Origin of the sequence: Streptosporangium sp. H16, from assembly GCF_051918855.1 — a bacterium.
Classification (GTDB): Bacteria; Actinomycetota; Actinomycetes; order Streptosporangiales; family Streptosporangiaceae; genus Streptosporangium.
The window spans coordinates 261,353-284,122 of sequence record NZ_JBPXMD010000010.1; the positions used below are offsets into that span (position 1 = coordinate 261,353).

Below are 22,770 nucleotides of genomic sequence, written 5' to 3' on the forward strand. Positions count from 1 at the left end.
TCCCGGCAGGGCGTTCCGGCGGCGTCACGGAAGGGACTCCCCCGGGCACCGGGGAGAGCGGCGCGGCGGGCCGGGAAACGGGCGCCTCGGCAGGACGCCCCCCGTCGGCCGCATTTCGGCGATCAACCAAGGTTTCCCCGTCTCCGGCCCAGCTGAGGCTCAAAAAGTGTCGGGGCCGCAGTGCATGCTGGAGGTCCGATGATTACTGAAAGGTGCGAGCGATGACCTATGCGATCCAGGCCGAGGGCCTGGTGAAGCGCTACGGGGAGACCCGAGCGCTGGACGGGGTGGATCTCGTCGTGCCACAGGGGCGGCTGCTGGGCGTGCTGGGCCCCAACGGGGCGGGCAAGACCACCGCGGTGCGCATCCTGGCGACCTTGCTGCGCCCCGACGGCGGCACCGCCAGCGTCGGCGGCTACGACGTGACGCGCCAGGCACACCAGGTGCGCTCGCTGATCGGCCTGACGGGCCAGTACGCCGCCGTCGACGAGATGCTCACCGGCGTCGAGAACCTGATGATGATCGGCCGCCTGCTGGGCATGACCCGTGCCGACTCCCGGGCACGCGCGAGCGAGCTGCTGAAACGCTTCGACCTGTCCGACGCCGGCGGGCGCGCCACCAAGACCTACTCCGGCGGCATGCGCCGCCGCCTCGACCTGGCCGCCAGCCTGGTCGGCCGCCCCCAGGTGCTCTTCCTCGACGAGCCCACCACCGGGCTCGACCCGCGCAGCCGCACCGACCTGTGGAGCGTGGTGCGCGGCCTGATGGCCGACGGCGTCACGGTGCTGCTCACCACCCAGTATCTGGAGGAGGCCGACCAGCTCGCCGACGACATCGTCGTCTTCGACCACGGCAAGGTCATCGCCTCCGGCACCTCCGACCAGCTCAAGGCGACCACCGGCGCCCAGGTCCTGGAGGTGCGCCCCCTGCGGGCCGAGCACCTCGACCTGGTGGGCAAGATCATGGCCGACGTGCTGGGCGAGGCGCCCGATCTCGACGGGGGCAGGGCCACCGCCCCCGTCCACGATCCCGCGGTCGTCCCCGCGATCGTGCGCCTCCTCGACGACCAGGGCGTCATCGCCTCGGAGCTCGCGCTGCGCAAGTCCAGCCTGGACGAGGTCTTCCTGTCCCTCACCGGCCGCCTGCCCGACGACGAGAGCGACCCCAAGGACGAGGGCACCCCTCAGAAAGAAGAGATCTTCGCATGACCACGCTGACGACGACCATCCCGCAGGTGGCCGCCAGGCGCGTCACTCCCCTGGCCACGCTGCAGCAGACCATGACACTGGCCTGGCGCAGCCTGGTCCAGATCAAGCACAACCCGTGGGAGCTGCTGGATCTGAGCATCCAGCCCATCATGTTCCTGCTGCTGTTCACCTACGTCTTCGGTGGCGCCATCTCCGGATCCACCGGCGACTACCTGCAGTTCGCCCTGCCCGGCCTGCTCGTGCAGAACGCCCTGTTCTACACGCTGTCCACCGCGATCGGCCTCAACACCGACATCACCAAGGGCGTCTTCGACCGGCTGCGCAGCCTGCCCATCGCCCGCACCGCGCCCCTGTCGGGACGCATCATCGCCGACACCGTCAAGCAGGTGTGGGCGTTCGCCCTGCTGATCGGTTTCGGCATGGTGCTGGGCTTCCGGGTGACCACCAGCGTCCTCGGCCTGCTGGGTGCGCTGGCCCTGCTGGTCGTGGTCGCCCTGGCGATGTCCTGGATGTCGGTGCTGATCGGCCTGAAGGCCTCCAGCCCCGAGAAGGTGCAGATGATCTCCTTCTCCACGATGATGCCGCTCACCTTCACCAGCAGCGCGCTGGTGCCCTCCGCCACCTTCCCGTCCTGGCTGAAGACCTGGTCGGACATCAACCCCGTCACGCATCTGGCGGACGCCATCCGCGGCCTGCTCATCGGCGGCGACGTCGGCCAGGCCACCTTCTTCTCGCTGCTCTGGGCCGCGGGTTTCGCCGTGGTCTTCGCCCCGCTGGCGATCCGCGCGTTCCGCAGCCACGTCTAGTCTGTCGGCAGGCCGGGCTCGGGGGTGACGCCCGCTATGCGACGAAGAACCAGGGGTGGTCACACGTGCTCGTGGTCCATGGCGTGTGGGTGGACGGGTTCGTGGGGGTCTGGGCGGAGGACACCGTCCGGACCCCCGCGTCCGTCTCCCGCGCCGCCCTGCGCCCGCACCCCTTCGCGGCGTCCACGACCGCGCTGGCCGCCGCCCTCGGTGGCGTTTCGGGGGATTTATCAAAAGAAGCCGTGAATGAGCCTCTAAGCGAAGTTTCGGGTGGGGTCCTCCCCCGAGGTGCGGGCGGGGGCCGCGGGGGCGGGACGGGCCTCCAGGGGGCCGTCCCGGGCACCCCTGGAGCCACGGGCGTCCCCGCCGTCGCGCGTATCCCGGGCGTCACGAGTGCCGGGAGCGGCGGGAGCGGCGGGAGCGGCGGGAGCGGCGGGAGCGCTGTGACCCTGATGAACACCACGGTCGTCGAGGGGGAGCTGGTCGTCCTGCTCCCCGGTTCGACCTCGGGCCCGCTGCCTTCTCCCGAGTCCGGCCTGGCGAGCCGGGCCCGGAATCCGAGGATCTCCGCCTGGCGGGTTCCCGCCCTGCTGTTCCGGCCGGCCGGCGCGCTCGGCCTGCTCGGCTCGCTGCCGGACCTCGGCCCCGTCCCCGCCGGTCTCACCGCCGGAAGCGCGGGCGGCGCCGAGGATCTCGCCTGGGAGCCCGCCCTCTCGCTGCGCTACCTCGCGGTGGTCGCCGAGCACGCTCGCGGCCTGGTCCGGCGCGGCCGGATCCTGCCCCAGCTCGCCTTCGAGGGCGACGTCCACGCGGCCCGCTGGCGCCCGGTGCTGACCGGCGCCGACCTGGCCGCGCTGCCCGGCCTCGCCGGCGCGATGCCGCCGGTGTGCAGGGCGGCGGTGCGCGAGAGACCGGCCGGGGAGGTGCTGGGCGAGGTTCTGGAGGCCCTGGTCGACGGCGCGGCGCGGCTTTCGCTGCCCGGCCGCCTGATCCTCGGCAACCGTCCCGGCCCCAAGACCGCCCTGCCCGACCGCTGGCTGTACGCGCTGACCGGCGAGGACGCCTCGCTCCCCGGTGCGAGGCAGGACGAGGTCACGGAGCTCGGCGAGGCCCTGACCGGCTGGCTCACGTCGGCGCACGAGCTGGACGGGCCGGTCAGGGTCTGCTTCCGGCTCATCGAACCCGCCGACGACGGCGACTCCTGGAGGGTCGAGTTCGGCCTCTCCCCGGCGGATGACCTGGACACCGCCCCCGGCGGGGGACGCGAAAGCCCCGCGGAGCACTCGGAAGACCGGGAAGGCGAAGGCGACGGGGAGCGACGGGGAGACCGGGAAGGCGAAAGCCTCGCGGAGCACCCGGGAGACCGGGAAGGCGAAGGCGACGGGAGCGGAGAGGACGGCGGGACCGGCCGGGGGCGTGAGGACCGCGGGCCCGCCCGGTATCTGTCGGCCGAGCGGATCCGGGCCGGCGAGCGGGCGCCGTGGCTGCCCGAGCGGCCCGAGGAGCTGATCCGCGCCGGCCTCGGCCGGGCCGTACGCCTTCATCCCGACCTCCACGTCGCGTTGCGCGCCCCCGAGCCGGTCGCCCTGACGGTCGAGACGGCCTGGGCGTTCTCGTTCCTCCGCAACGGCGCGCCCATGCTCAGGGCGGCGGGATACGGCGTACGGCTGCCGGCCTGGGCCGGACGGCAGGGGCTGGGCCTGAAGCTGACCACCCGAACGCTCGCCGGTGACGGCGGTGACGGCAGCGACGACGGGGGCGAGGGGTTCGGCCTCGGCGGGCGGGTGAGCGTCCGGCTGGACGTCGCCGTCGGCGACCACACGATCAGCGCGGAGGAGCTGGCCGGGCTGGCCGGGCTCCGCATCCCCCTGGTACGAGTCAAGGACCGGTGGGTCGAGCTGGACGACCAGCAGGTCAAGGCCGCCCTCAAGGTGATCGAGCAGCGCGGCGGCGGCGAGAGGACCGTCAGCGAGGTGATCCGCGAGGTCGTGGAGGGCGGGGACGAGAGGCTGCCGCTGATCGCGGTCGACGCGGACGGCCTGCTGGGCGACCTTCTCTCCGGCGAGGCCGACCGCCGTCTCACCCCGGTCGCCACGCCCCGGGCGCTGCGCGGATCCCTCCGCCCCTACCAGGAACGCGGCCTGTCCTGGCTGAGCTTCCTGTCGGGGCTCGGCCTGGGGGGCATCCTGGCCGACGACATGGGCCTCGGGAAGACCATCTCGGCCCTCTCGCTCCTGCTGGCCGAGCGCGAGACCGGTACGCCCGCCCCGACGCTGCTGGTCTGCCCGATGTCGCTGATCGGCAACTGGCAGAAGGAGGCGTCCAGGTTCGCCCCGTCGCTCCGCGTCCACGTCCACCACGGCGGCACGCGCAGGCGCGACGAGGAGCTGGCCGCCGCCGTGCGGGAGGCCGACCTGGTCGTCACCACGTACGGCACCGCGCTGCGGGACCTGGGGGCGCTCGCGGGACTCGGGTGGGAGCGGGTGGTCTGCGACGAGGCGCAGGCGATCAAGAACAGCTCGGCGCAGCAGTCCAGGGCGGTGCGGTCCATTCCCGCCCGCACCCGGCTGGCGCTGACGGGCACGCCGGTGGAGAACCACCTGGCGGAGCTCTGGTCGATCATGGAGTTCTGCAACCCCGGCCTGCTCGGCCCGGCCAGACGGTTCAGGACCCGCTACCAGGAGCCGATCGAGACCCGGCGCGACCCCGACGCCACCGCGGCGCTGAAGCGGGCCACCGGCCCGTTCGTGCTGCGGCGGCTCAAGACCGACCGCTCGATCATCTCCGACCTGCCGGACAAGCAGGAGATGAAGGTCTGGTGCACCCTTACCCCGGAGCAGGCGGAGCTGTACAGGGCCGTGACCGGCGAGATGCTGGGAAAGATCGACGCCTCCACCGGCATCGAGCGGCGTGGCAACGTGCTGGCGACCATGACGAAGCTCAAACAGGTCTGCAACCACCCGGCCCAGCTGCTGAAGGACGGCTCACGGCTGGCGGGCCGGTCGGGCAAGCTGGCCCGACTGGAGGAGCTGGCCGAGGAGATCGTCGAGGAGGGCGACAAGGCCCTGGTCTTCACCCAGTACGCCGCGTTCGGCGCCCTGCTGCAGCCCTATCTGGCCGCCCACCTGGACCGGCCGGTGCTGTGGCTGCACGGCGGGCTGCCCAAGGGCAGACGCGACGCGCTGGTGGAGCGCTTCCAGAACGACGACGAGCCGATGCTGTTCCTGCTGTCGCTCAAGGCGGCCGGCACCGGCCTGAACCTGACCGCCGCCACCCACGTCGTCCACGTGGACCGCTGGTGGAACCCCGCCGTCGAAGACCAGGCGACCGACCGGGCCTTCCGGATCGGCCAGACCAGAAACGTCCAGGTCAGAAAGTTCATCTGCCTTGACACGCTGGAGGAGCGGATCGACGAGATGATCGAACGCAAGAAGGCCCTCGCCCAGAGCGTGGTCGGCACCGGCGAGGACTGGATCACCGACCTGTCCACCGACCAGCTGCGCGAGCTGTTCCGGCTCGGTCCCGGGGCGGTGAGCTGACATGGACGACACCGGATCCGGCGGCAGGCCGTTGGACGGGCGGGCCTCCGGGGAACGGACCGCCAAGGAGCGAGCTTCCGAGGAACGGACCGCCAAAGAGCGAACCTCTGAGGAACGGACCGCCAGGAAGCGGGCCTTCGAAGAACTAACCGCCGGTGAGCGAACCTCCGAGGAACTAACCGCCGACGAGCGGACCTCCGGGAAACGAACCTTCGAGAAACGGACTTCCGAGGAACAGACCTTCGAGGAGCGGATCGGGGACTTCTACTCCCCCGCCGTCTCCCTGAACCGCCTGCGGCCCCGGCCCGACGTCGCCGGAGCCCCGGCCGACCTGCTGCTGCGGGCTCTCGAGCCGCCCGCGGTCAAGGTGCGGCACATCCCTCTGGTCGATCTGCTCAGGAAGCCCTACCGGGAACTGGGCGGCGACTGAGGCTCCGGGCCCGCCACTCCGGCGGGCGGGCGAAACTCGTTTTGGAAGTCACTCCAGCCCCTTCCGTCCCTCGATTTTCCCATATTTCCGGCTTTTTCCCCGCAACAGAACCTCGCGATCCGGTCTGCACATCTTCCAGACCCGCGTAGCATCATCGGGCATGGGGCAGCCGAAAACGTCTACGCGCCGCCCGCGGCACATCTCGAAGGTGACGGTGGCCGCGGCGCTCGTCGTCATGTCCTCGGGCTGCGGGATGGCCAACGGCATGGCCTCGACGGAACGGTTGCAGCTGGAGCCGATCGCCGTCTCCAGCCCTCAGGTCAGAGACGGCGGCCCCCTGCCGTCCGACTACTCGTGCAAGGGTTCGGCCGGTAACCCGCCGCTCCGCTGGTCCCGCGTGCCGGAGGGAACGAAGTCCGTCGCGATCGTGGTGGACAACAACTCCCGGACCGGCGGCGAGGTGAACTGGGTCGTTTTCGATATCGATCCGCGGACTAATGAGCTACCGGAGGGTAGCGTCCCGGTGGGAGCCGTCGAAGGGAGCACGACGAGTGGCAAGGTGGGCTATAGCCCTCCGTGCGACGCCCAGGAGAACTATCGTTTCACTGTCTACGCGCTGGACGGCAAGGTCGATCTTCGTAAGGGAACCTTCCTCGACAAGACCTTGAAGAGCATCGCGGACAAGACGATCGCCTGGGGACGGCTCACCGCGGCGCACATCGAGTGACTGGCCAAACACCGGAGGTAGTAATGGTTACCGATTCTTCACTTAGGGTGTGACAACGCTCATAGTGGTCCGACACAATCAGATCCAATGTCCGAGCGCAGGTGATGCATGGGGGCAGGTCGCGTCGATGGCCGCGCGACCTCACCGGCGCCGCTGTAAGGCCATGGCCTTGAGGGTGGTGCAATGATCGCGGTCGTAGTAAGCCTGGTCGCCGTCGTGCTCCTCGTGCTCGTCGTCGTGGCACTGGGAATGCGGTCGATGAACCGCAGGGAGAGCGCACTCCCCGCGGAGCGTCTGCGGGAGATGGCGGAGAAGGAGGCGCTGACTCCGACCATGTCCAGCGACGACTTCGCCACCAGAGAACCGAAGATGAACCATTTCACCCCCGACCTGACCCCGTTCGACGAGCCGAAGCCGCCACGCCAGCCGCGGCCGCCGAGCTCGCGGGGCAAGCGCGGGCTGAACGAGTTCGGCCAGGTGGACGACTACGACGACGACTACTGGACGCGGCTCCAGGCCGACGAGGGCGGTTTCGGAGGGTCCTTGGCGGCTCGGATGGGCGCGAGCCGTCCCGTCGAGCAGGACGACCAGAAGGTCGACGCCGACGCGGTGACCGTGCAGGCCCCGCTGCCGACCAGGCCCCAGCCGTCCCGCGGCACCCCGCAACGCCCCTCGGCCCCACCCGCCAGGCCCGCCGCCGAACCGGCCATCGCCTCCGCCTCGCTGCCCTCCGGTCTCTCCGACCTGGTGGCCCCGGTCCAGCCGAACCCGGCTCCCACGGCCGCCTCGCTCGCCGAGCAGAAGACCGTGACCTTCGCGGCTCCCACTCCTGGCGCCTTCGGCGAGGCCCGCCCCTCGCGGGCGAGCTCCCGTCGCGGCGGCAACAGGGCGTCCTCGCAGCCGACCGCCCAGGGCAACGGCGGCTTGCCCCGGTCCGCCCAGGGCGGCGGCTCGCCCCGGTCCGCCCAGGGCAACGGCCCGACCCGGCCCGACCCGCTGAACGACCCGCTCGGCGGCTCCTACTCCCGCCGCGGCGCGGGCTCCGCGGCGAACGGCGCGGGTTCCCGGCCCAGCGGCGCCGCCTCCACCGCGGCCGGCAACGGCGCTCCCGGCGCCCGGCCCGGCCCGGCCGGCGGCCGTCCCGGCGCCGGTCCCGGCGGCGGTGCCCCGATGCCCCCCATGGGCCCCACGACCAGCGGCGGCTTCCCCGCCGCGGCCGCGCCCGACCCGCTCGCCGCCTCCTACCGCACCCCGTCGCAGCCGCCCAAGACCGGCAACCCGGCGGACAACCCGTGGGCTCAGGCCACGAACCCCTCGTCGGGAGGCTGGCCGGCGGCGAACACCGCCGACATCCTCGACGACCCCGGCCCCTCCTACTCCTCCTACCAGACGCCGGTCTACAGCGCTCCGCCCTCCGGCTCGTACGAGGTCAGCTCGGGCTGGGCCACCATCGAGGACGACGCGATCACCGGCCCGAGCCCGGCGGTCTCCACCTCGACCGGCCCCTCCCGGACCTTCTCCTCCACCCCGGACCGTCCGGCCGACCCGCGGGGCGGGGCGGCGACGGGCGGATCGCCGGGTGGATACGGCTACGAGCCCCGACAGGCCAGCCCGGTCAGCCCGGCCGCCTGGCCGGAGCCCGGCACTCCCAACGGGAGTGACGCGGCGAGCTGGCCGAGCTACGGCGAGCTCTACGGCACGGCGCCGGCCCCCGAGGCCGCGGCCACCGGCTCCGACGCACGAGGCCGGGCAAGCTCTCGGGGCAACCACCACCGGGCCCAGGAGCCCGACTACCCCGACTATTACCGCTGATTCTTTCCGTCCTCCGTAAAGGCCTCGGGTAAACACCCGGATGGCGAGGGGCAGCACCGTAAGGTCTGCCCCATGGAGACGGACACGAAGAGCGACGGTGTTCTGACAGCGGGTGGCCTCGCCCCCGTGCTGCGACATGATCTGCCCGCCTCCCTGGTGGTCTTCCTGGTGGCCGTACCCCTCTCTCTGGGCATCGCGGTCGCCTCGGGAGCGCCGCTTGCGGCGGGACTCATCGCCGGTGTGGTGGGCGGCGTCGTGGCGGGTTTCCTGGGCGGCTCCGTCGTCCAGGTGAGCGGGCCGGCGGCCGGGCTCTCCCTGGTGGTGGCCGATCTCGTGGTCACGTACGGCTGGCGGGCCACCTGCATGATCACTCTGCTCGCGGGCGCCCTGCAGCTGCTGCTGGGCGTCTGCCGGGTCGCCCGCTCGGCGCTGGCGGTCTCCCCCGCCGTGGTGCACGGCATGCTGGCCGGGGTGGGCGTGGTGATCGCCCTCGCCCAGTTGCACGTGGTGCTCGGCGGAAGCCCGCAGCGCTCCGCGATCGAGAACCTGATCGAGCTGCCCCACCAGATCATCCACAATCACACGCACGCGGTCTTCGCCGGTCTGCTGACCATCGCGGTCCTGGTCGCCTGGACCCGCCTGCCGCAGCAGCTGCGGAACCTCCCGGCGCCGCTGGCGGCCCTGCTCGTCGCCTCGGTGACCGCCTGGGCGCTCGGCTGGGAGGTCACCCGGATCGACCTGTCGGCCAGCCTGGACTCCTGGGCCGGCCCCGTCTGGCCCCAGGGCGACTGGCACGGGATCATCGGGGCGGTGCTGCTCGTGGCCCTGCTCGCCGGGGTGGAGTCGCTGCTCTGCTCGGTGGCGGTCGACAAGCTGCACGACGGCAGGCGCTCCGACCTCGACAGGGAGCTCACCGGCCAGGGCGTGGCCAACATGGTGACCGGCGCGCTGGGCGGGCTGCCCGTGGCCGGGGTCATCGTCCGCAGCACCACCAACGTCCGCGCCGGGGCCCGCAGCCGGTGGTCCACGATCATGCACGGGATCTGGATCCTGCTGTTCGCGGTCGGGCTGGGGTGGATGATCGCGCTGATCCCGATGGAGGCGCTGGCCGCGCTCCTGGTCTTCATCGGCGTGCAGATGGTCAACATGGGGCATCTGCGCAACCTGCGCGGCCACAGCGAGGTCCCGGTGTACGTCGTCACGATGGCCGGGGTGGTGCTGCTCGGTCTCGCCGAGGGCGTGCTGGTCGGCCTCGGTCTCGCCGCGCTGTTCGCGTTGCGCCGCCTCACCCGGGTGACCGTGCGGGCCATGGCCGAGCCCGACGGCCGCTGGCACGTGGTGATCGCCGGCTCGCTGACCTTCCTGGGGGTGCCCACGCTCACCTCGGAGCTGCGGGCCATCCCCGCGGGGGCCGCGGTCGACCTCGACCTGAACATCGACTTCATGGACAACGCGGCCTTCGAGGCCATCCACGACTGGCGGAACGAGTACGAGCGCGCCGGCGGGACCGTGAACATCGACGAGATCCACGACGAGTGGTACGCCATGGCGGCCAGCGGGGTCCGGGTGTTCCCCGCCAAGACGCCGCCCCGCGCTCCCGACCGGTGGTGGCTGCCCTGGTCCCACCGGCGGAACGGGCAGCGGACGAACCGCCAGCCGCTGCTCGCCGCCCGGCACGCGCCCCGCGACGACGGCCCCGTGAGTCCCGCCGTGCCCGACCTGCTGGCCGGGGCGCGGGAGTTCCACCGGCGGACGGCTCCGCTGGTCCGCCCCCTCCTGCACGACATGGCCCGCGGGCAGGAGCCCTCGCATCTCTTCATCACCTGCGCCGACTCCCGCATCGTGCCGAACCTGATCACCGCCAGCGGTCCCGGCGACCTGTTCACCGTCCGCAACCTCGGCAACCTGGTGCCCCGGCTGGGGTCGGTGCCGGCGGACGACTCGGTGGCGGCGGCGATCGAGTACGCCACGGGCTCGCTCAACGTCCGCACCATCACGGTCTGCGGGCACTCGGGCTGCGGGGCGATGGCCGCGCTGCTCAGCGGGGGCGAGAAGGCGGCGGGCCTGCCCGCGTTCGGCCGCTGGATGCGCCACGGCAACCACACCCTGGCGAGGTTCATCTCGGGCGAGAGCGCCGGTGAGGACGACGGGCCGCTGGACCGCCTCTGCCGGGTCAACGTGATCCAGCAGCTGGAGAACCTGCGGACCTACCCGCAGGTGGACCGGCTGTTCCGGGCCGGGCACTTGGAGCTGGTCGGCATGTACTTCGACATCGGCACCGCCCGGGTGCACCTGCTGGAGCATCCTCCGACCGCGAGCCGTCCGCTCTGAGCGGATGCCTTGCGCCACGGGTGAAAGCCTGTGGTCACGCACCGGCCGGGCGCCCAGGATGAGGCGCTATGAGAATGCTGATCATCGGTGGCTCGGTCTTCCTCGGCCGGGCGATCACGGAAGAGGCGCTGCGGCGCGGGCACGAGGTCACGACGTTCAACCGGGGGCGCAGCGGGGTGGACCTGCCGGGCGTGGAGGCGGTCAGGGGCGACCGCGAGGTGCCCGCCGACCTGGACCGCCTAGTGGAGGGCCGGGAGTGGGACGCCGTCATCGACGTCATGGGCAGGATCCCGAGGGTGGTCGGCGAGTCGGTGCGCCGGCTCAGCGGCCGGGCGGGCGTCTACACGTACATCTCCAGCATCTCGGCACTCGCCGACTTCCCGGTGAAGGAGTGCGACGAGAGCTCGCCACGATACGAGTGCGCGCCGGACGCGGGGCCGGAGGACGGCGAGTACGGCATGCTCAAGGCGGGGTGCGAGCGGGCGGTGGAGGAGGGCTTCGAGGGCAACGCTCTGATCGTCCAGCCGGGTCTCATCCTCGGCCCGTACGAGGACGTGGGCCGCCTGCCCTGGTGGCTGGACCGGATCTCCCGGGGCGGGCGGGTCCTGGCACCTGGCGACCCGGACCGCGCGATGCAGGTCATCGACGTGCGTGACCTCGCCACGTTCGTCCTCGACCGCACCGAGGCCGGGAAGGCCGACCGGTTCCTCGCCGGCGGGGTGCCGGGCAACGTCACCTACGGCGGCTGGCTGGCCGAGTGCCGCGCGGTGACCGGCTCCGACGCCGAGTTCGTCTGGGCCGACGACCGGTTCCTGCTCGACCGGGAGGTGCGGCCGTGGACGGAGTTCCCCGTCTGGGCGCCGGACGATCCCGAGTTCGCCGCGGTCTGGCTGACGTCGTCGGCGAAGGCCCTCGCGGCCGGGCTGACCTGCCGCCCGGTCGCCGAGACCGTACGCGACACCTGGGCGTGGCTGCGCGACGTCCCCCCGGCGGAGCGGTCGTTCCGCGGGCACGGCATCGATCCCGAGAAGGAGGCCAGAATCCTCGCCGAGTGGGCATAGGGGTTTCCATGGACATCCAGCTCACTTTCGACGCCCACGATCCGCCGTCGCTCGCCGCCTTCTGGGCGGAGGCCCTCGGTTACCGCCTCCAGCCGCCTCCCGAGGGGTTCGACAGCTGGGAGGCCTGGGCGAACGCCCAGGGCATCCCCGAGGAGCAGCATTCCAACCGGTCCGCCATCGTGGACCCGGCCGAGGGGCGGCCCCGCTTCTACTTCCAGCGCGTGCCCGAGGGCAAGACCGCCAAGAACCGCCTCCACCTGGACGTCAACGTGGGCGGTCCTTCCGGCACGCCGCTGGAGGAGCGCCGCAAGCTCGTGGAGGCGGAGGTGGGACGGCTCGTCGCGCTGGGGGCCGTCGAGGTGCGGACGGTGGAGGAGCACGGCGAGTACTGGACGGTCATGACCGATCCCGAGGGCAACGAGTTCTGCCTGCAGTAAGCATGCATTTCTACGCATACATCGCGCTGGTGGACGCATAGATTCATCGCTGTCCGGCTCCGTCCCCCGAATGCCGGACAGCGGTCCACGCTCCCAGGGCCGAAGGTGGAGGGCGGCCGATTCCGCCCTCCACCCACCCGGGCCCTGTGCCGTGTCACGCGCGGCGGGTATGCCTCATCGTCCAGTTGGTCTCCCAGGTCTTCTCCCCGTCCGCGGAGAACGCCTGCTCCCACAGGGCCGAGGTCGGCGTGATCTCCGACCAGGTGTACCGCATCCGGATGGGCGTGCCTTCGCGGGTCTCGTCGCCGTGGAACACGCCCTTGCCGTCGGCGAACCTGCCGAAGACGGGATTGTGCATGACTCCGGTCTTGCTGTCGACCCAGTAGATCGCCCACAGTTCGCGTTCGACGTCGAAGGTTCGTATCGACGCCCCCTTGAAGCCCTTCGTGGGGAAGGTGATCTCGTCGAAGACGCCGGCGCCGTCGAAGAAACCGCGGCAGACGGCGACGCTGGGAAACTCCTCCCACTCGTCTTCTCCGCTCAGCGGTTTGAGGAGCCTGCGGTTGTCTATGTCCCAGGTGCCGTGCAGGAAGTCGAAATCGCTGTTCATGCTGGGATGTTAAAGCCGTTCTCTTCCATTCTCAGCCAATCGGGCGCAGAAATTTCGCGCCCGCGTGGGCGTTGCGCGGCACCCGTATGAGGGGTACCGTCACGGCGCCCGGACCCGTGCGCTTTCCCGCCCGATTCCAGCACGGAGGGGGCCGGGAGACGGCGCACCACGGAGACGTTCGACATGTGCGGGGGCATATAACTCAGGGCACTACGCATACGGCACGGAGGTCGGCGATGACTGAGTGGCACGCGTTACGGGAAGAGCTGGTCTCGCGGGTACGCACGCGGGGCATCAGCAGGGTCGTGGCCGACGCGTTGCGGGCGGTGCCGCGCCATGTGTTCCTGCCGCGGCTCGCGGCTGAGGCCGTCTACCAGGACGACGCGATCGTGACCAAGCGCGACGCGGAGGGCCGCCCGATCAGTTCCTCCTCCCAGCCGGCGATCATGGCCCTGATGCTCGACCAGCTCGGCGTGCGGCCGGGACAGCGGGTGCTGGAGATCGGGACGGGAACGGGCTACAACGCCGCTCTGCTCGCCCATCTGGTGGGACCGGAGGGCCTGGTCGTGAGCGTCGACATCGACCCCGACCTGGTGGCGGCGGCCGGTGAGCACCTGGCGGCCGCGGGCCACCCCGAGGTGAGGCTGGTGTGCGGCGACGGCGCAGAGGGGTTCTCCCCGGAGGCGCCCTACGACCGGGTGATCGCCACGGTCGGCGTGTGGGATCTCGCCCCGGCGTGGCTGGATCAGCTCGCGCCCGGCGGGCGCCTCGTCGCCCCGCTGGACCTGCGGGGGGTGCAGCGCTCGGTGGCGATGGAGCGGGACAACGGGCACTGGACGAGCCGTTCGGTGCTGCCCTGCGGGTTCATGCGGATGCGCGGCCCCTTCGCCGGTCCGGAGACGACGCTGGTGCTGGACCGGGAGTCCGACCTGGCGATCTCGCTGCCCGAGGCGAGCGAGATCGGCGACGTGCTGGGGGCGCTCGACGGACCCGTGGTCGAGCTGTCCACCGAGATCAGCGCCGGCCTCTCCCAGCTCCTCGACGGGTTGAGCCTGTGGCTCGCGGTGCACGAGCCCCGCTGGTGCACGATCTCGGAGGCGCGGCCCGGGTGGCTGGCCTCGCCCCCGCTCGACATGACGGGCTTCAGGATGGCCGTCGGCATCGTCGAGCGCGACAACCTCTGCCTGCTGGAGCCGTCACCGGACGGGACCCTGATCGCGCGCGGCCACGGTCCGGACAGGATGCGGCTGGCGAGCGAGTTGGTCGCCCACATCCAGGCGTGGGACATGGCGGACAGGCCCATGACGTCGGGGCTTCGCATCGACGCCTACCGGGGTGACCCGCCCGACGGCGGGCTGCTCATCCGCAAGCGCCACACCACGCTCGCCCTGTCCTGGAAAGACCTCTGACCCGTACCTCCCGCACACGCCCGAAAGCAGGCGGTCCCGGCCGGTGGCCGGGACCGCCTCACGTTCTTACTTGGAGCACCGGTTGGCGACGCAGAGCGGCAGGCCTCGGCCTTCCCCCGTGCCGGGTCCCCGGGCGACGCCAAATCTTGGCAGAGGATCACCAGGACGCGCGCGGGGGCGCGTTCCCTGGCGGTGGCGATGCGAGGCTGAGACGAGGGTCGGCCTCGCGTCGCGGGAACAGGGGTGAATCGATGAAGATCGACCGATTCGGCGGGCCGGTGCTCTCGCTCTTCCGCATGGTGACGGGCTTCCTTTTCCTCTGCCACGGCGTGGCGTCGATGTTCGGCGTCTTCGGCGGTAACCCCGCCACCGGCCGGGCCGTCGATTTCGCGGTCTGGCCCGGCTGGTGGGCCGCGCTCGTCCAGGTGCTCTGCGGCGGTCTCGTCCTCGCCGGCCTCCTCACCCGTCCGGCCGCGATCCTCGCGTCCGGTTCGATGGCGTACGCGTTCTTCGTGGTGCACCTGCCGCAGGAGCTCCTGCCGCTGCGCAACGGCGGTGAGCCTTCGGCGATGTTCTGCTGGTCGTTCCTGCTCATCGCCGTACTGGGCGCGGGCCCGTGGGCGCTCGACAGCCTGCTCCAGCGCCACCGGGAGGACTCCCCGGAGCCCGGTCCCGCCCATGTCGCCGTGCGTTCCGGGGGAAACTGACCGCCGGAACGCACGGGGTCCGGCTGGCTCACGGCGGAAATCCGCATCTTTTTCATCTCTTCTGCGGGATTCGCGAAAAGCCCACGTCAGGGCGCCTGGACCGGCTCGGGGCGAAGATCGGCAAGGCCGTGCGGCACGCCGCGTGAGGGCGCGTTTCCGCAGGTCAGGCAGAACGTGAACACACGTTTCACGTTTGCCAAACGCGGATCGCCCGGTCAAGGATGGAGCATCTCCGACCGAGCCCCCGACCAGGGGTTCATTCGGCATGCCACCCACCGCCCGCGCCCACCCCGAGGAGGGGACGATGATCCATGCCCGAGGGCTGACCCGGCGATTCAAGGTGAGAAAGGGAAGCGTCGACGCCGTACGCGGCCTCGACATCGATGTGGAGGCGGGCCAGCTGGTGGCCTTTCTCGGCCCCAACGGTGCGGGGAAGTCCACCAGCCTGCGGATGCTGACCTCCCTGCTCCCGCCGACGTCGGGAACCGCGATCGTCGCGGGCCGCGACGTCGTGTCGGACCCGGCCGGGGTTCGCGCCCGCATCGGGTACGTCGGCCAGAAGAGCGGCTCGGGCGAGAACTTCCGCGTCCGCGACGAGCTGGTGACCCAGGCGCGCTGCTACGGCCTCCGCCCGCCGGAGGCGCGCCGGCGGGCCGACGAGATCCTCGGCCTGCTGGACCTGGAGCCGCTGGCCGCCCGCAAGCCCGGCACCCTGTCCGGCGGCCAGCGCCGCCGCCTCGATATCGCCCTGGGGCTCGTCCACCGGCCCGAGCTGCTGTTCCTGGACGAGCCCTCGACCGGTCTCGACCCGCAGAGCCGCGCCGACATCTGGGGGCACATCCTGCGGCTGCGCGAGCTGCACGGCACGACCCTCTTCCTGACCACTCACTACCTGGAGGAGGCCGACAGCATGGCCGAGCGGGTGGTCATCATCGACCACGGCCGGATCATCGCCGACGGGACGGCCGAGCGGCTGAAAAGCGACCTGGCCGGTGACCGCGTCACGATCACCCTCCACGACGAGCCGGGGGCGGCGAGGGCCGCCGGGATCGCCGGGCGGATCGCCGGTCCCGGCGCGGTCACCGTCGACGGGACGACAGTGCGGCTGCGGGTGCCCAACGCGGGCGCGGCACTGCCGGAGTATCTCCGGTCGCTGGAGTCGTCCGGGGTGAAGGTCGCCACCGCCGAGACCGCCCGTCCCACGCTGGACGACGTCTTCCTCGCGCTGACCGGCCGCAGCCTGCGCGAGAGCGACGAGACCGGCGAGCCCCCTGCCGAGACCGGCGAGCCCTCGAACGGCACGAGCGGTGTCTGACCGTCCCCCTCCCCCCACCGGCCAGAAAGGCCACATCGTGAGCGTGCAGTTCTTCCGTGACACCGCAACCGTCTTCTCCCGCGAGTTCGCCCCCGTGGTGCGCGAACCCCTCGGGCTCCTCTTCACCATGGGCCAGCCGCTGCTCTTCCTGTTCCTGTTCGGCCCGCTCCTCGGAGGAACGGGAAACTTCGAGGGCCAGGGCTCGCCGTGGCAGTGGTTCGTGCCCGGCATTCTGATCATGATGTGCCTGTCCGGGCCGATGATGGCCGGATACTCCCTGCTGATCGATCTGATCGGCGGCTCGATGGAGCGCATGCTGGTCACCCCGCTGAACCGCACGGCGATGCTGATCGGCCGGACGATGAAGGAGTTCGCCATCCTGCTGGCCCAGGCCGCGCTGATCATCGCCCTCGCGGTGCCTCTGGGATTCCGCCCGCACCTCGCGGGCGTGCCGGCCGGCCTGGCGGTGCTGACCGTGTTCGGGATCGGCCTGGGCGCGCTCTCCTTCGCCCTCGCGATCGCGTCCAGCCCGGGCGGTGATCTGTTCTACGGGGTCACCCAGCTGGTGGTGTTCCCGCTGATGCTGCTGTCGGGGGTGCTGCTGCCGGTGGACTCCGGCCCGGGGTGGCTCCGGGCCGTCGCCGCGCTGAACCCGGTCTCCTACGTCGTCGAGGCGGAGCGGGCGCTGTTCTCCGGCCGTTTCGCGGACCCGTCGGTGCTGTACGGGACGCTCTGCGCCTGCGCCGTCGCCGCGGTGGGCCTGGTGATCGGCACCAGGGCGATGCGCCGCGGCGTCTGACGCTCCGTTGACCGGTCACCGGCCCACCGGGTCGCCGAGGTGTCGGGCCGCCCGTCGTGGAGACGCGTACCTCGGCGGGGTACCGGGAACGGCTGGCCGCCCGGGGGATCCCGGGCGACCGGCCGATCAGGTGGACGACGTCGGAGACGCGCCGTGGCGAAGGATCACCGCGGAATCACCACGGGGACGGCGCCGGCGGCGCGACGACCGGCGGACGGTCGTCGCAGGTGATGGTGTTCGGCAGCATCCACGGGGCGAGCCAGGCTCCGGTGGTGCCGCCCCCGTCGTTGCCGCCGAGGTCCGTCAGCGAGAACTCGGAACCGGTGGGCGGGAAGTTGAACGAGCCGCAGTTGTTGACGCCGACCGCGCCGACGTTGCGGGCGTCCACGTTCTCGAAGGAGGCCGACCCCTTCACCCGGGCGCTGACCACGGAGGTGCCGGTGCCGTCGACCCTGATGTCCTTGAAGTGGACGTTCGTGATCGAGTAGAGGTCCTTCACGCCCCAGTCGCTGACCAGCATGATCGCGTTGTAGGTGTTGTCGAGGAAGTGGTTGCCGACCACCTGGATGTCCGCCTCGATGTTCTTGTCGAGCGCGTAGAGCCAGATGGCCCCCAGGCCGATGTTCCAGTTCAGCTCGTACGTGCCGGCCCGGACCGTGGTGTTGTCCTTGATCGACAGTTTTCCGGCGAACGCCTCGGCGCCGAAGCGGGAGCCGACGTGGATGCCGCTGCCCTCGCGGATCGGGTCGGCGACGAGGTTGTTCGAGACGGTGTTGTCCGTGCCGCCGTAGACGGCGATGCCGTTCGCGAGGGTCGGCGTCTGCACGGTGTTGCGGTCGAACGTGTTGCGGGCGTTGGCGATCTTCTCGGACCATAGGGCGAGGCCGTCGTCGCCGGTGTTGCGGGTGAAGTTGTTCGACACGACCGAGTCCGTGACGCCGCCGTGGAAGTTGAGGGCGTCGGCGATCTGGTCAACGATGATGTTGTTCGTGATCTTCAGGTTCCTCATCGGCCCGTCGAACCACATGCCCACCTTGGTGCGGTGGATGTGGAGGCCGTCGACGGTCGAGTCGCTCAGCGCCCCGCCGATGCCGTTCACCTGGTCGGTGTCGATGCGCTCGCGGACGTCACCCTCGATCGCGAAGCCGGACAGGTGCACGTTCCTGCTGCCGCCGTCCGCCGCGTCCTTGCCGTAGAAGCCGACACCGGTGTGCACCGAGCCGTCGGGGGCCGGGGCGGGGAGGGTGACCTCCTTGCCCTTGATGATCGTGTACCAGTTGCCGGCGCCCTCGATCGTCACGTTGTCGACGATGATGTGGCGGTTCACCTGGTAGACGCCCGGCGGGATGTAGACCTTGAGGCGGTTGCGCTTGGCGAAGGCGATCGCCCTGTCGATCGCGTCGGCGGAGTCGCGCCGGCCGAGCGGGTCGGCGCCGAACGCCAGCACGTTCGCCGCGACGAGCCTGACGTGCGGCGCGCCGACGAGCTCCGAGTCGAGCAGGTCGATGACCGTCCACGCCGCGTTGCTCCCGGCCGGGACCGTGAGCCGCACCTTGTCACCCGCGCGGTACGTCCTGCCGAGCAGGAGACGCTGCTCGTCGTAGAAGTGGGTCGGGCGGAACGGCTTGGTGATCGTCGGGGCGGGTGTCGTGGCGCTGGGCACGCAGGCGCACTCGGTGATCCACCAGTCGGGGTGCAGCAGGTCGGCGTTCGGGTCGTTCGTGAACGGATACTGGTTGTACAGCCACGAGTACTGCGACGTGAGGGTCATCACCCTCCTGCCCTTGCCGTTCACCGTGACGTCGAGCGGCGCGGTGATGCCGCCCCCGTCGGGGGCGTCCGGAATGCTGTAGCGCACGGTGATCGCGTTGGCCGTCTTCGGCAGCGTGAACTCGACGTGCCGGCCCGGCGTCAGCCTGACCGCCCTGCGGCCGGACGCCTCCCCCGCCAGCGTGTACGCGGCGCGGTCCGGGCCGATGACCGTGCCGTTCGTCGTGGCGTTCTCCGCCTCCTGCTCGGCGAAGGCGACGTCGGCGCCCCGGCCCGCGACGAGCGACGGGTCGAGGGCGGCGCGCGTCACCACGGGAGCCGGTGCCCCGCCCGTGCCGGCGAGGGCCGGGGCGCCGGGCACGACGCCGAGACCGACGCCGAGACCGACGGAGGCCGCGACCACCGCCGCGACCACCACCGGCGCCCTTCGCGGTGGCCTGCCGGTCCATCTCGCCACAGCTCCTGTGATGCTCCGTGACATCGGATGCTCGTTTCTGTCGGGGGGTGAACACCTGAAGGCACTCGGGGCGGAGCGAACGCCACGAGGGTGAGGTGACAGTAGGACTCCGATGCCTCGTTCCACAAGGCTCCTGCGAAATAGTTTCGTAATCTTGCCTTATAGCTGCGGATACCTCTTAGGTTCTTGCAGCGCTTGTCGTGTGTCATTGCGGTGTCTCGCGCTGACCGCCAGCAGCCCGGCGGCCACGACGCTGGGAATGATCAGGGCGAGGTGGTTTGCTCCGTCCGCGAAGGCTCCACGCGTGATGTACGTGCAGAGCGACACGGTCCAGACGGCCGCCGCTCGTTCGACAGGGCCAGCGCGGCCGCGGCGCAGGCGGCCTCGACCAGCTCGGGGTCGTCCAGCAGCACCGGATCGTGCACCAGCAGCGCGAGCGGGGCACCGTCGTGGTCGACGCGTGTCGCCACGCGGTCGCCGCCGTCCGGCGGGGGCAGGACCCTGCCGTCGACGTCCACATACCGGCTCGACTCCGGCGTCCAGTACCCGACCCGCAGGGTCGGGTACTGGACCTCAGATCCGTGGCCGGCCCCGGAACCGGGCCGGGCGCGCGACCGCCGAGGGGCCGCGGGGCCGTGGGCGTTGCCACCCGCTCCAGGGTATCGCCCGGCCCACGCCTCCAAGATCGGCTGTGACGCGTTGACGGCGGGGTTCGGGCGATGTGACGATTCGCCGATGCCCGATCTCCACGCCCGGATGGCCTCCCTGGCCGGTGACCTCACCGCGGCCGTGGTCGCGCGTTGCTCGGCGGAGGTGCCGTTCTACGGGGCGCTGCCGCGCCAGACCCTCGACGGCGAGGTGACCCGGTCGATCGTGGCGGTGCACGGCCTGCTGCTGCGGGGACTGCGTGACGAGGGCGCGATGGGCCCGGGTGACCTGACCCGGCTCATCGAGTGGTCGGCGCGCCGGGCCGAGGAACGCGTGCCCCTGGAGGCGGTGATCGCCGCCTATCTGATCGGCGCCGACGTGTGGTGGCAGGCATTGACCGAGGTCGCGGAGCCCGGGGAACTGGCCGGGGCGGGTGCGAGCCTGCTCGCCTGCCTGCGCGCGGCCATGCCCGCCGTCGTGCTCGCCCACCTGCACGCCCAGGAGGACATCCACAGCGAGGACAAGCGGATACGGCGGGCCCTGCTGACCGCTCTGCTGGCCGGCCGGCCGTACGAGGAACCGGCCGAGGCGGCGCGGGTCGTGGTGGCCGGCGAGCACGAGGTGGTGGCGTTCGCGTTCGCGTCGAACCCGCCGGCCAGGTTGGTGCAGTCCTCCCTCGACGCCCATACGGGCATCCCGGTGCTGATGGACCATGTCGCCGGGATCGCGCTGCTGCCCGGCGGGTCCGACCTGCCGGGCCTGGTGGCCAGGCTCGCGGAGGAGGTGGGAGGGCCCGTTCTCGCCGCCGCCGCCCCGGCCGCCGGACCGGCGGCCATCCCGGCGGCGGCGGAGGAGGCGGGCCGCGTGCTGGAACTCGTCCAGCGGCTCGGCCGCCCGCCCGGGTTCTATCGCCTCGACGACGTGCTGCTGGAGTACCAGCTCGCGCGCCCGGGTGACGGGCTGGTCCGACTGGCGGCCAAGCTCGACCCGCTGGAGGAGCATCCGTACCTGCTGGAGACGTTGCGCGTGTTCGTCGACCGCGGATACAACCGCCGCCAGACCGCGTTGGAGCTGTGCATCCACCGCAACACCCTGGACTACCGGTTGCACCGGGTGCGCGCGCTGACCGGGCTGGACCTGGCGGTCCCCGCCGAGGCGCGGTTGCTGCAGGCGGCGCTCATCTCCAGGGATCTCGCCTAGTTCGCCGGTCCGTCCGGCTCGTCCGGCTCGCACGGCTCGCACGGCGAGCCTAGAGCCACACACTCAGTTCCTCCTCCCGCGGCGCGAGGACCACGCCCGTGCCGGGATGGTCGAAGACCATGACGGGCCGGCGCGCGTCCCAGGCGACCCAGCCGGGGTCTCCCGAGGTGGCGAAGGCCACCCAGGCGCGGTGCATGGCGTCGGCGAGCGGCTGGGGGGCGCCGGGCCCGGTCAGTTCCTCGCCGGCGCGCAGGGTGTCGAAGACGAAACCGATCTCCAGCGCGTGGCACGCGCCGAGCCCCATGACGGGCGAACGCCAGGCGAACTCGTAGACGAACGTCCGGGACGGCCGGGAGTCGGCGAGCCGGTTGAGCGGGCCGCGCAGCAGCAGGTCGGTGGCCATCTCGCCGAGGATCTCCCCGGGCCGGGCCCCCGGCCGGGCGGCCCGGTACAGCCGCGCCACCCGGCCCGGGATCCGGAACCTCAGCAGCGCCAGCCGCAGGGTGAGACCGCTGATCCGGTCCACCGTCCCGTCCGGCACGAACCACAGCCGGTACTCCTCCCGGTTGGAGCCCAGCAGCAGGTCGACCTCAAAGGGCGGGGGGTCGGCGGGCACCACGTCGCCGTCGACCACGATGTGGAAGCCGGGCCCGCCGCCGATGGGGTCGGCCCTGCCGACCACCACGGCCTGCACGTCCAGCAGTCGCTCGCGATCCACCGCCGCGAACGCCTCGGCCGTGGCCGGCACCCGCAGCGCCCTCGCCATCGATCTCACGATCTTCGCGCCCTCGCCGCGCGGCACCGTGTGCGGCGGGCCGCTCTGCAGGATCGCCCGGTGGAACAGGCCGGCCGCGCGCGGGCTGGTCATCAGGGCCGCGATGGCGATGGCTCCGGCGGACTCCCCGCACACGGTGACGTTGCCCGGGTCCCCGCCGAAGGCGGCGATGTTCTCCCTGACCCAGGTCAGGGCCGCGATCTGGTCGAGCAGGCCGCGGTTGTCGGGTGCGTCGGGGAAGACGCCGAACCCCTCGACCCCGAGCCGGTAGTTGATCGAGACGAGGACCACGCCGTCGCGCGCGAAGGCCCGCCCGTCGTAGAGCGGCAGGCTCGCCGAGCCGTTGCGCATCGAGCCCCCGTGGATCCAGACCATCACCGGCAGCCGGTCCTCACCGTCGGCCGGAGTCCAGACGTTGAGGTTGAGACACTCGTCGCCGGGGATGTCCGGATCGGGAATCAGCCGGTCGAGAGGCGGCCGGTAGGGCCTCTTGGGGGCGGTCGGCCCGTACTCCAGCGCGTCACGCACCCCCTCCCAGGGCTCGACGGGGGCCGGGGCGAGGAAACGGCGGGCGCCGAAGGGCGGGGAGGCGTAGGGGACGCCGAGGAAGGTCGCGATCCCGTCCTGGACGCGGCCCCGGACCTTGCCGTGCCGGGTGGTCGCGATGATGTCCATCTCGGTCCTTTCGATGGGTGGCCGGCGGGCCGCCCCTGGCCGTGGCGGGGCCAG

Annotated in this window: 17 protein-coding genes and 1 pseudogene; 14 read left to right on the top strand and 4 right to left on the bottom strand. The window is 71.6% G+C overall.

The window, feature by feature from the left end; all coding sequences use genetic code 11:
- Positions 1-221 precede the first annotated feature (221 nt).
- The 9 genes and pseudogenes from ACTOQ2_RS19380 (at position 222) to ACTOQ2_RS19420 (ending at position 12,351) form a co-directional block, all read left to right on the top strand.
- Positions 222-1,208 carry an ATP-binding cassette domain-containing protein gene (locus ACTOQ2_RS19380; protein ID WP_440064359.1) on the top strand — a complete coding sequence of 329 codons (987 nt, stop codon included), beginning with the start codon at positions 222-224 and terminating at the stop codon, positions 1,206-1,208.
- Positions 1,205-2,014, top strand: a complete 810-nt coding sequence (locus ACTOQ2_RS19385) for an ABC transporter permease (RefSeq protein WP_440101051.1) — start codon at positions 1,205-1,207, stop codon at positions 2,012-2,014. Before ACTOQ2_RS19380 ends, ACTOQ2_RS19385 begins: the two co-directional genes overlap by 4 nt.
- Positions 2,015-2,466: 452 nt before the next feature.
- Positions 2,467-5,553: an SNF2-related protein gene (locus ACTOQ2_RS19390; protein ID WP_440101116.1), complete on the top strand. Its 3,087-nt coding sequence runs from the start codon at positions 2,467-2,469 to the stop codon at positions 5,551-5,553.
- Between the two features lie 204 nt (positions 5,554-5,757).
- Positions 5,758-6,132 (top strand): annotated as a pseudogene (locus ACTOQ2_RS19395) (hypothetical protein); the annotation flags it as partial.
- Positions 6,133-6,143: 11 nt separating this feature from the next.
- Entirely contained in the window at positions 6,144-6,710 is a 567-nt protein-coding gene (locus ACTOQ2_RS19400; protein ID WP_440101053.1) for a YbhB/YbcL family Raf kinase inhibitor-like protein, read from the top strand.
- Positions 6,711-6,893: 183 nt separating this feature from the next.
- A complete protein-coding gene (locus ACTOQ2_RS19405) occupies positions 6,894-8,522 on the top strand; it encodes a hypothetical protein (protein ID WP_440101055.1) in 1,629 nt (542 codons plus the stop codon).
- 72 nt (positions 8,523-8,594) lie between these two features.
- A complete protein-coding gene (locus tag ACTOQ2_RS19410) occupies positions 8,595-10,853 on the top strand; it encodes a SulP family inorganic anion transporter (RefSeq protein WP_440101057.1) in 2,259 nt (752 codons plus the stop codon).
- 68 nt (positions 10,854-10,921) lie between these two features.
- Positions 10,922-11,914 (top strand): NAD-dependent epimerase/dehydratase family protein, encoded by a 993-nt coding sequence (locus ACTOQ2_RS19415; protein WP_440101059.1) that lies wholly within the window; start codon positions 10,922-10,924, stop codon positions 11,912-11,914.
- An 8-nt stretch (positions 11,915-11,922) separates the two neighbouring features.
- Positions 11,923-12,351, top strand: a complete 429-nt coding sequence (locus tag ACTOQ2_RS19420) for a VOC family protein (protein WP_440064369.1) — start codon at positions 11,923-11,925, stop codon at positions 12,349-12,351.
- 154 nt (positions 12,352-12,505) lie between these two features.
- Here ACTOQ2_RS19420 and ACTOQ2_RS19425 read toward each other — a convergent pair whose 3' ends face one another.
- Positions 12,506-12,961, bottom strand: a complete 456-nt coding sequence (locus ACTOQ2_RS19425) for a hypothetical protein (RefSeq protein ID WP_440101060.1) — start codon at positions 12,959-12,961, stop codon at positions 12,506-12,508.
- Positions 12,962-13,197: 236 nt separating this feature from the next.
- Here ACTOQ2_RS19425 and fxlM point away from each other — a divergent pair, with 236 nt between their 5' ends.
- The 4 genes from fxlM (at position 13,198) to ACTOQ2_RS19445 (ending at position 17,191) form a co-directional block, all read left to right on the top strand.
- On the top strand, positions 13,198-14,370 hold the full coding sequence (gene fxlM, locus ACTOQ2_RS19430) for a methyltransferase, FxLD system (protein WP_440101062.1): 1,173 nt from the start codon (positions 13,198-13,200) through the stop codon (positions 14,368-14,370).
- A gap of 251 nt (positions 14,371-14,621) precedes the next feature.
- Positions 14,622-15,077 (top strand): DoxX family protein, encoded by a 456-nt coding sequence (locus ACTOQ2_RS19435; RefSeq protein WP_440064375.1) that lies wholly within the window; start codon positions 14,622-14,624, stop codon positions 15,075-15,077.
- 304 nt (positions 15,078-15,381) lie between these two features.
- Positions 15,382-16,392, top strand: coding sequence for an ATP-binding cassette domain-containing protein (locus ACTOQ2_RS19440; protein ID WP_440101064.1), 1,011 nt, complete (start codon positions 15,382-15,384; stop codon positions 16,390-16,392).
- A gap of 37 nt (positions 16,393-16,429) precedes the next feature.
- Positions 16,430-17,191: an ABC transporter permease gene (locus ACTOQ2_RS19445; RefSeq protein WP_440101066.1), complete on the top strand. Its 762-nt coding sequence runs from the start codon at positions 16,430-16,432 to the stop codon at positions 17,189-17,191.
- Positions 17,192-17,366: 175 nt separating this feature from the next.
- Here ACTOQ2_RS19445 and ACTOQ2_RS19450 read toward each other — a convergent pair whose 3' ends face one another.
- Both ACTOQ2_RS19450 and ACTOQ2_RS19455 read right to left on the bottom strand, forming a co-directional pair.
- Positions 17,367-19,418, bottom strand: coding sequence for a glycosyl hydrolase family 28-related protein (locus ACTOQ2_RS19450; protein WP_440101068.1), 2,052 nt, complete (start codon positions 19,416-19,418; stop codon positions 17,367-17,369).
- 263 nt (positions 19,419-19,681) lie between these two features.
- The gene (locus tag ACTOQ2_RS19455) at positions 19,682-19,936 is read right to left on the bottom strand and encodes a hypothetical protein (protein WP_440101070.1); all 255 of its coding nucleotides are present in this window, start codon (positions 19,934-19,936) and stop codon (positions 19,682-19,684) included.
- Positions 19,937-20,153: 217 nt separating this feature from the next.
- Between ACTOQ2_RS19455 and ACTOQ2_RS19460 the strand changes: the two genes are divergently transcribed.
- Positions 20,154-21,266 carry a PucR family transcriptional regulator gene (locus ACTOQ2_RS19460; protein WP_440101072.1) on the top strand — a complete coding sequence of 371 codons (1,113 nt, stop codon included), beginning with the start codon at positions 20,154-20,156 and terminating at the stop codon, positions 21,264-21,266.
- Positions 21,267-21,315: 49 nt separating this feature from the next.
- On the opposite strand, the gene ACTOQ2_RS19465 is transcribed toward ACTOQ2_RS19460, so the two are convergent.
- The gene (locus ACTOQ2_RS19465; RefSeq protein ID WP_440101074.1) at positions 21,316-22,716 is read right to left on the bottom strand and encodes a carboxylesterase/lipase family protein; all 1,401 of its coding nucleotides are present in this window, start codon (positions 22,714-22,716) and stop codon (positions 21,316-21,318) included.
- Positions 22,717-22,770: the final 54 nt, after the last annotated feature.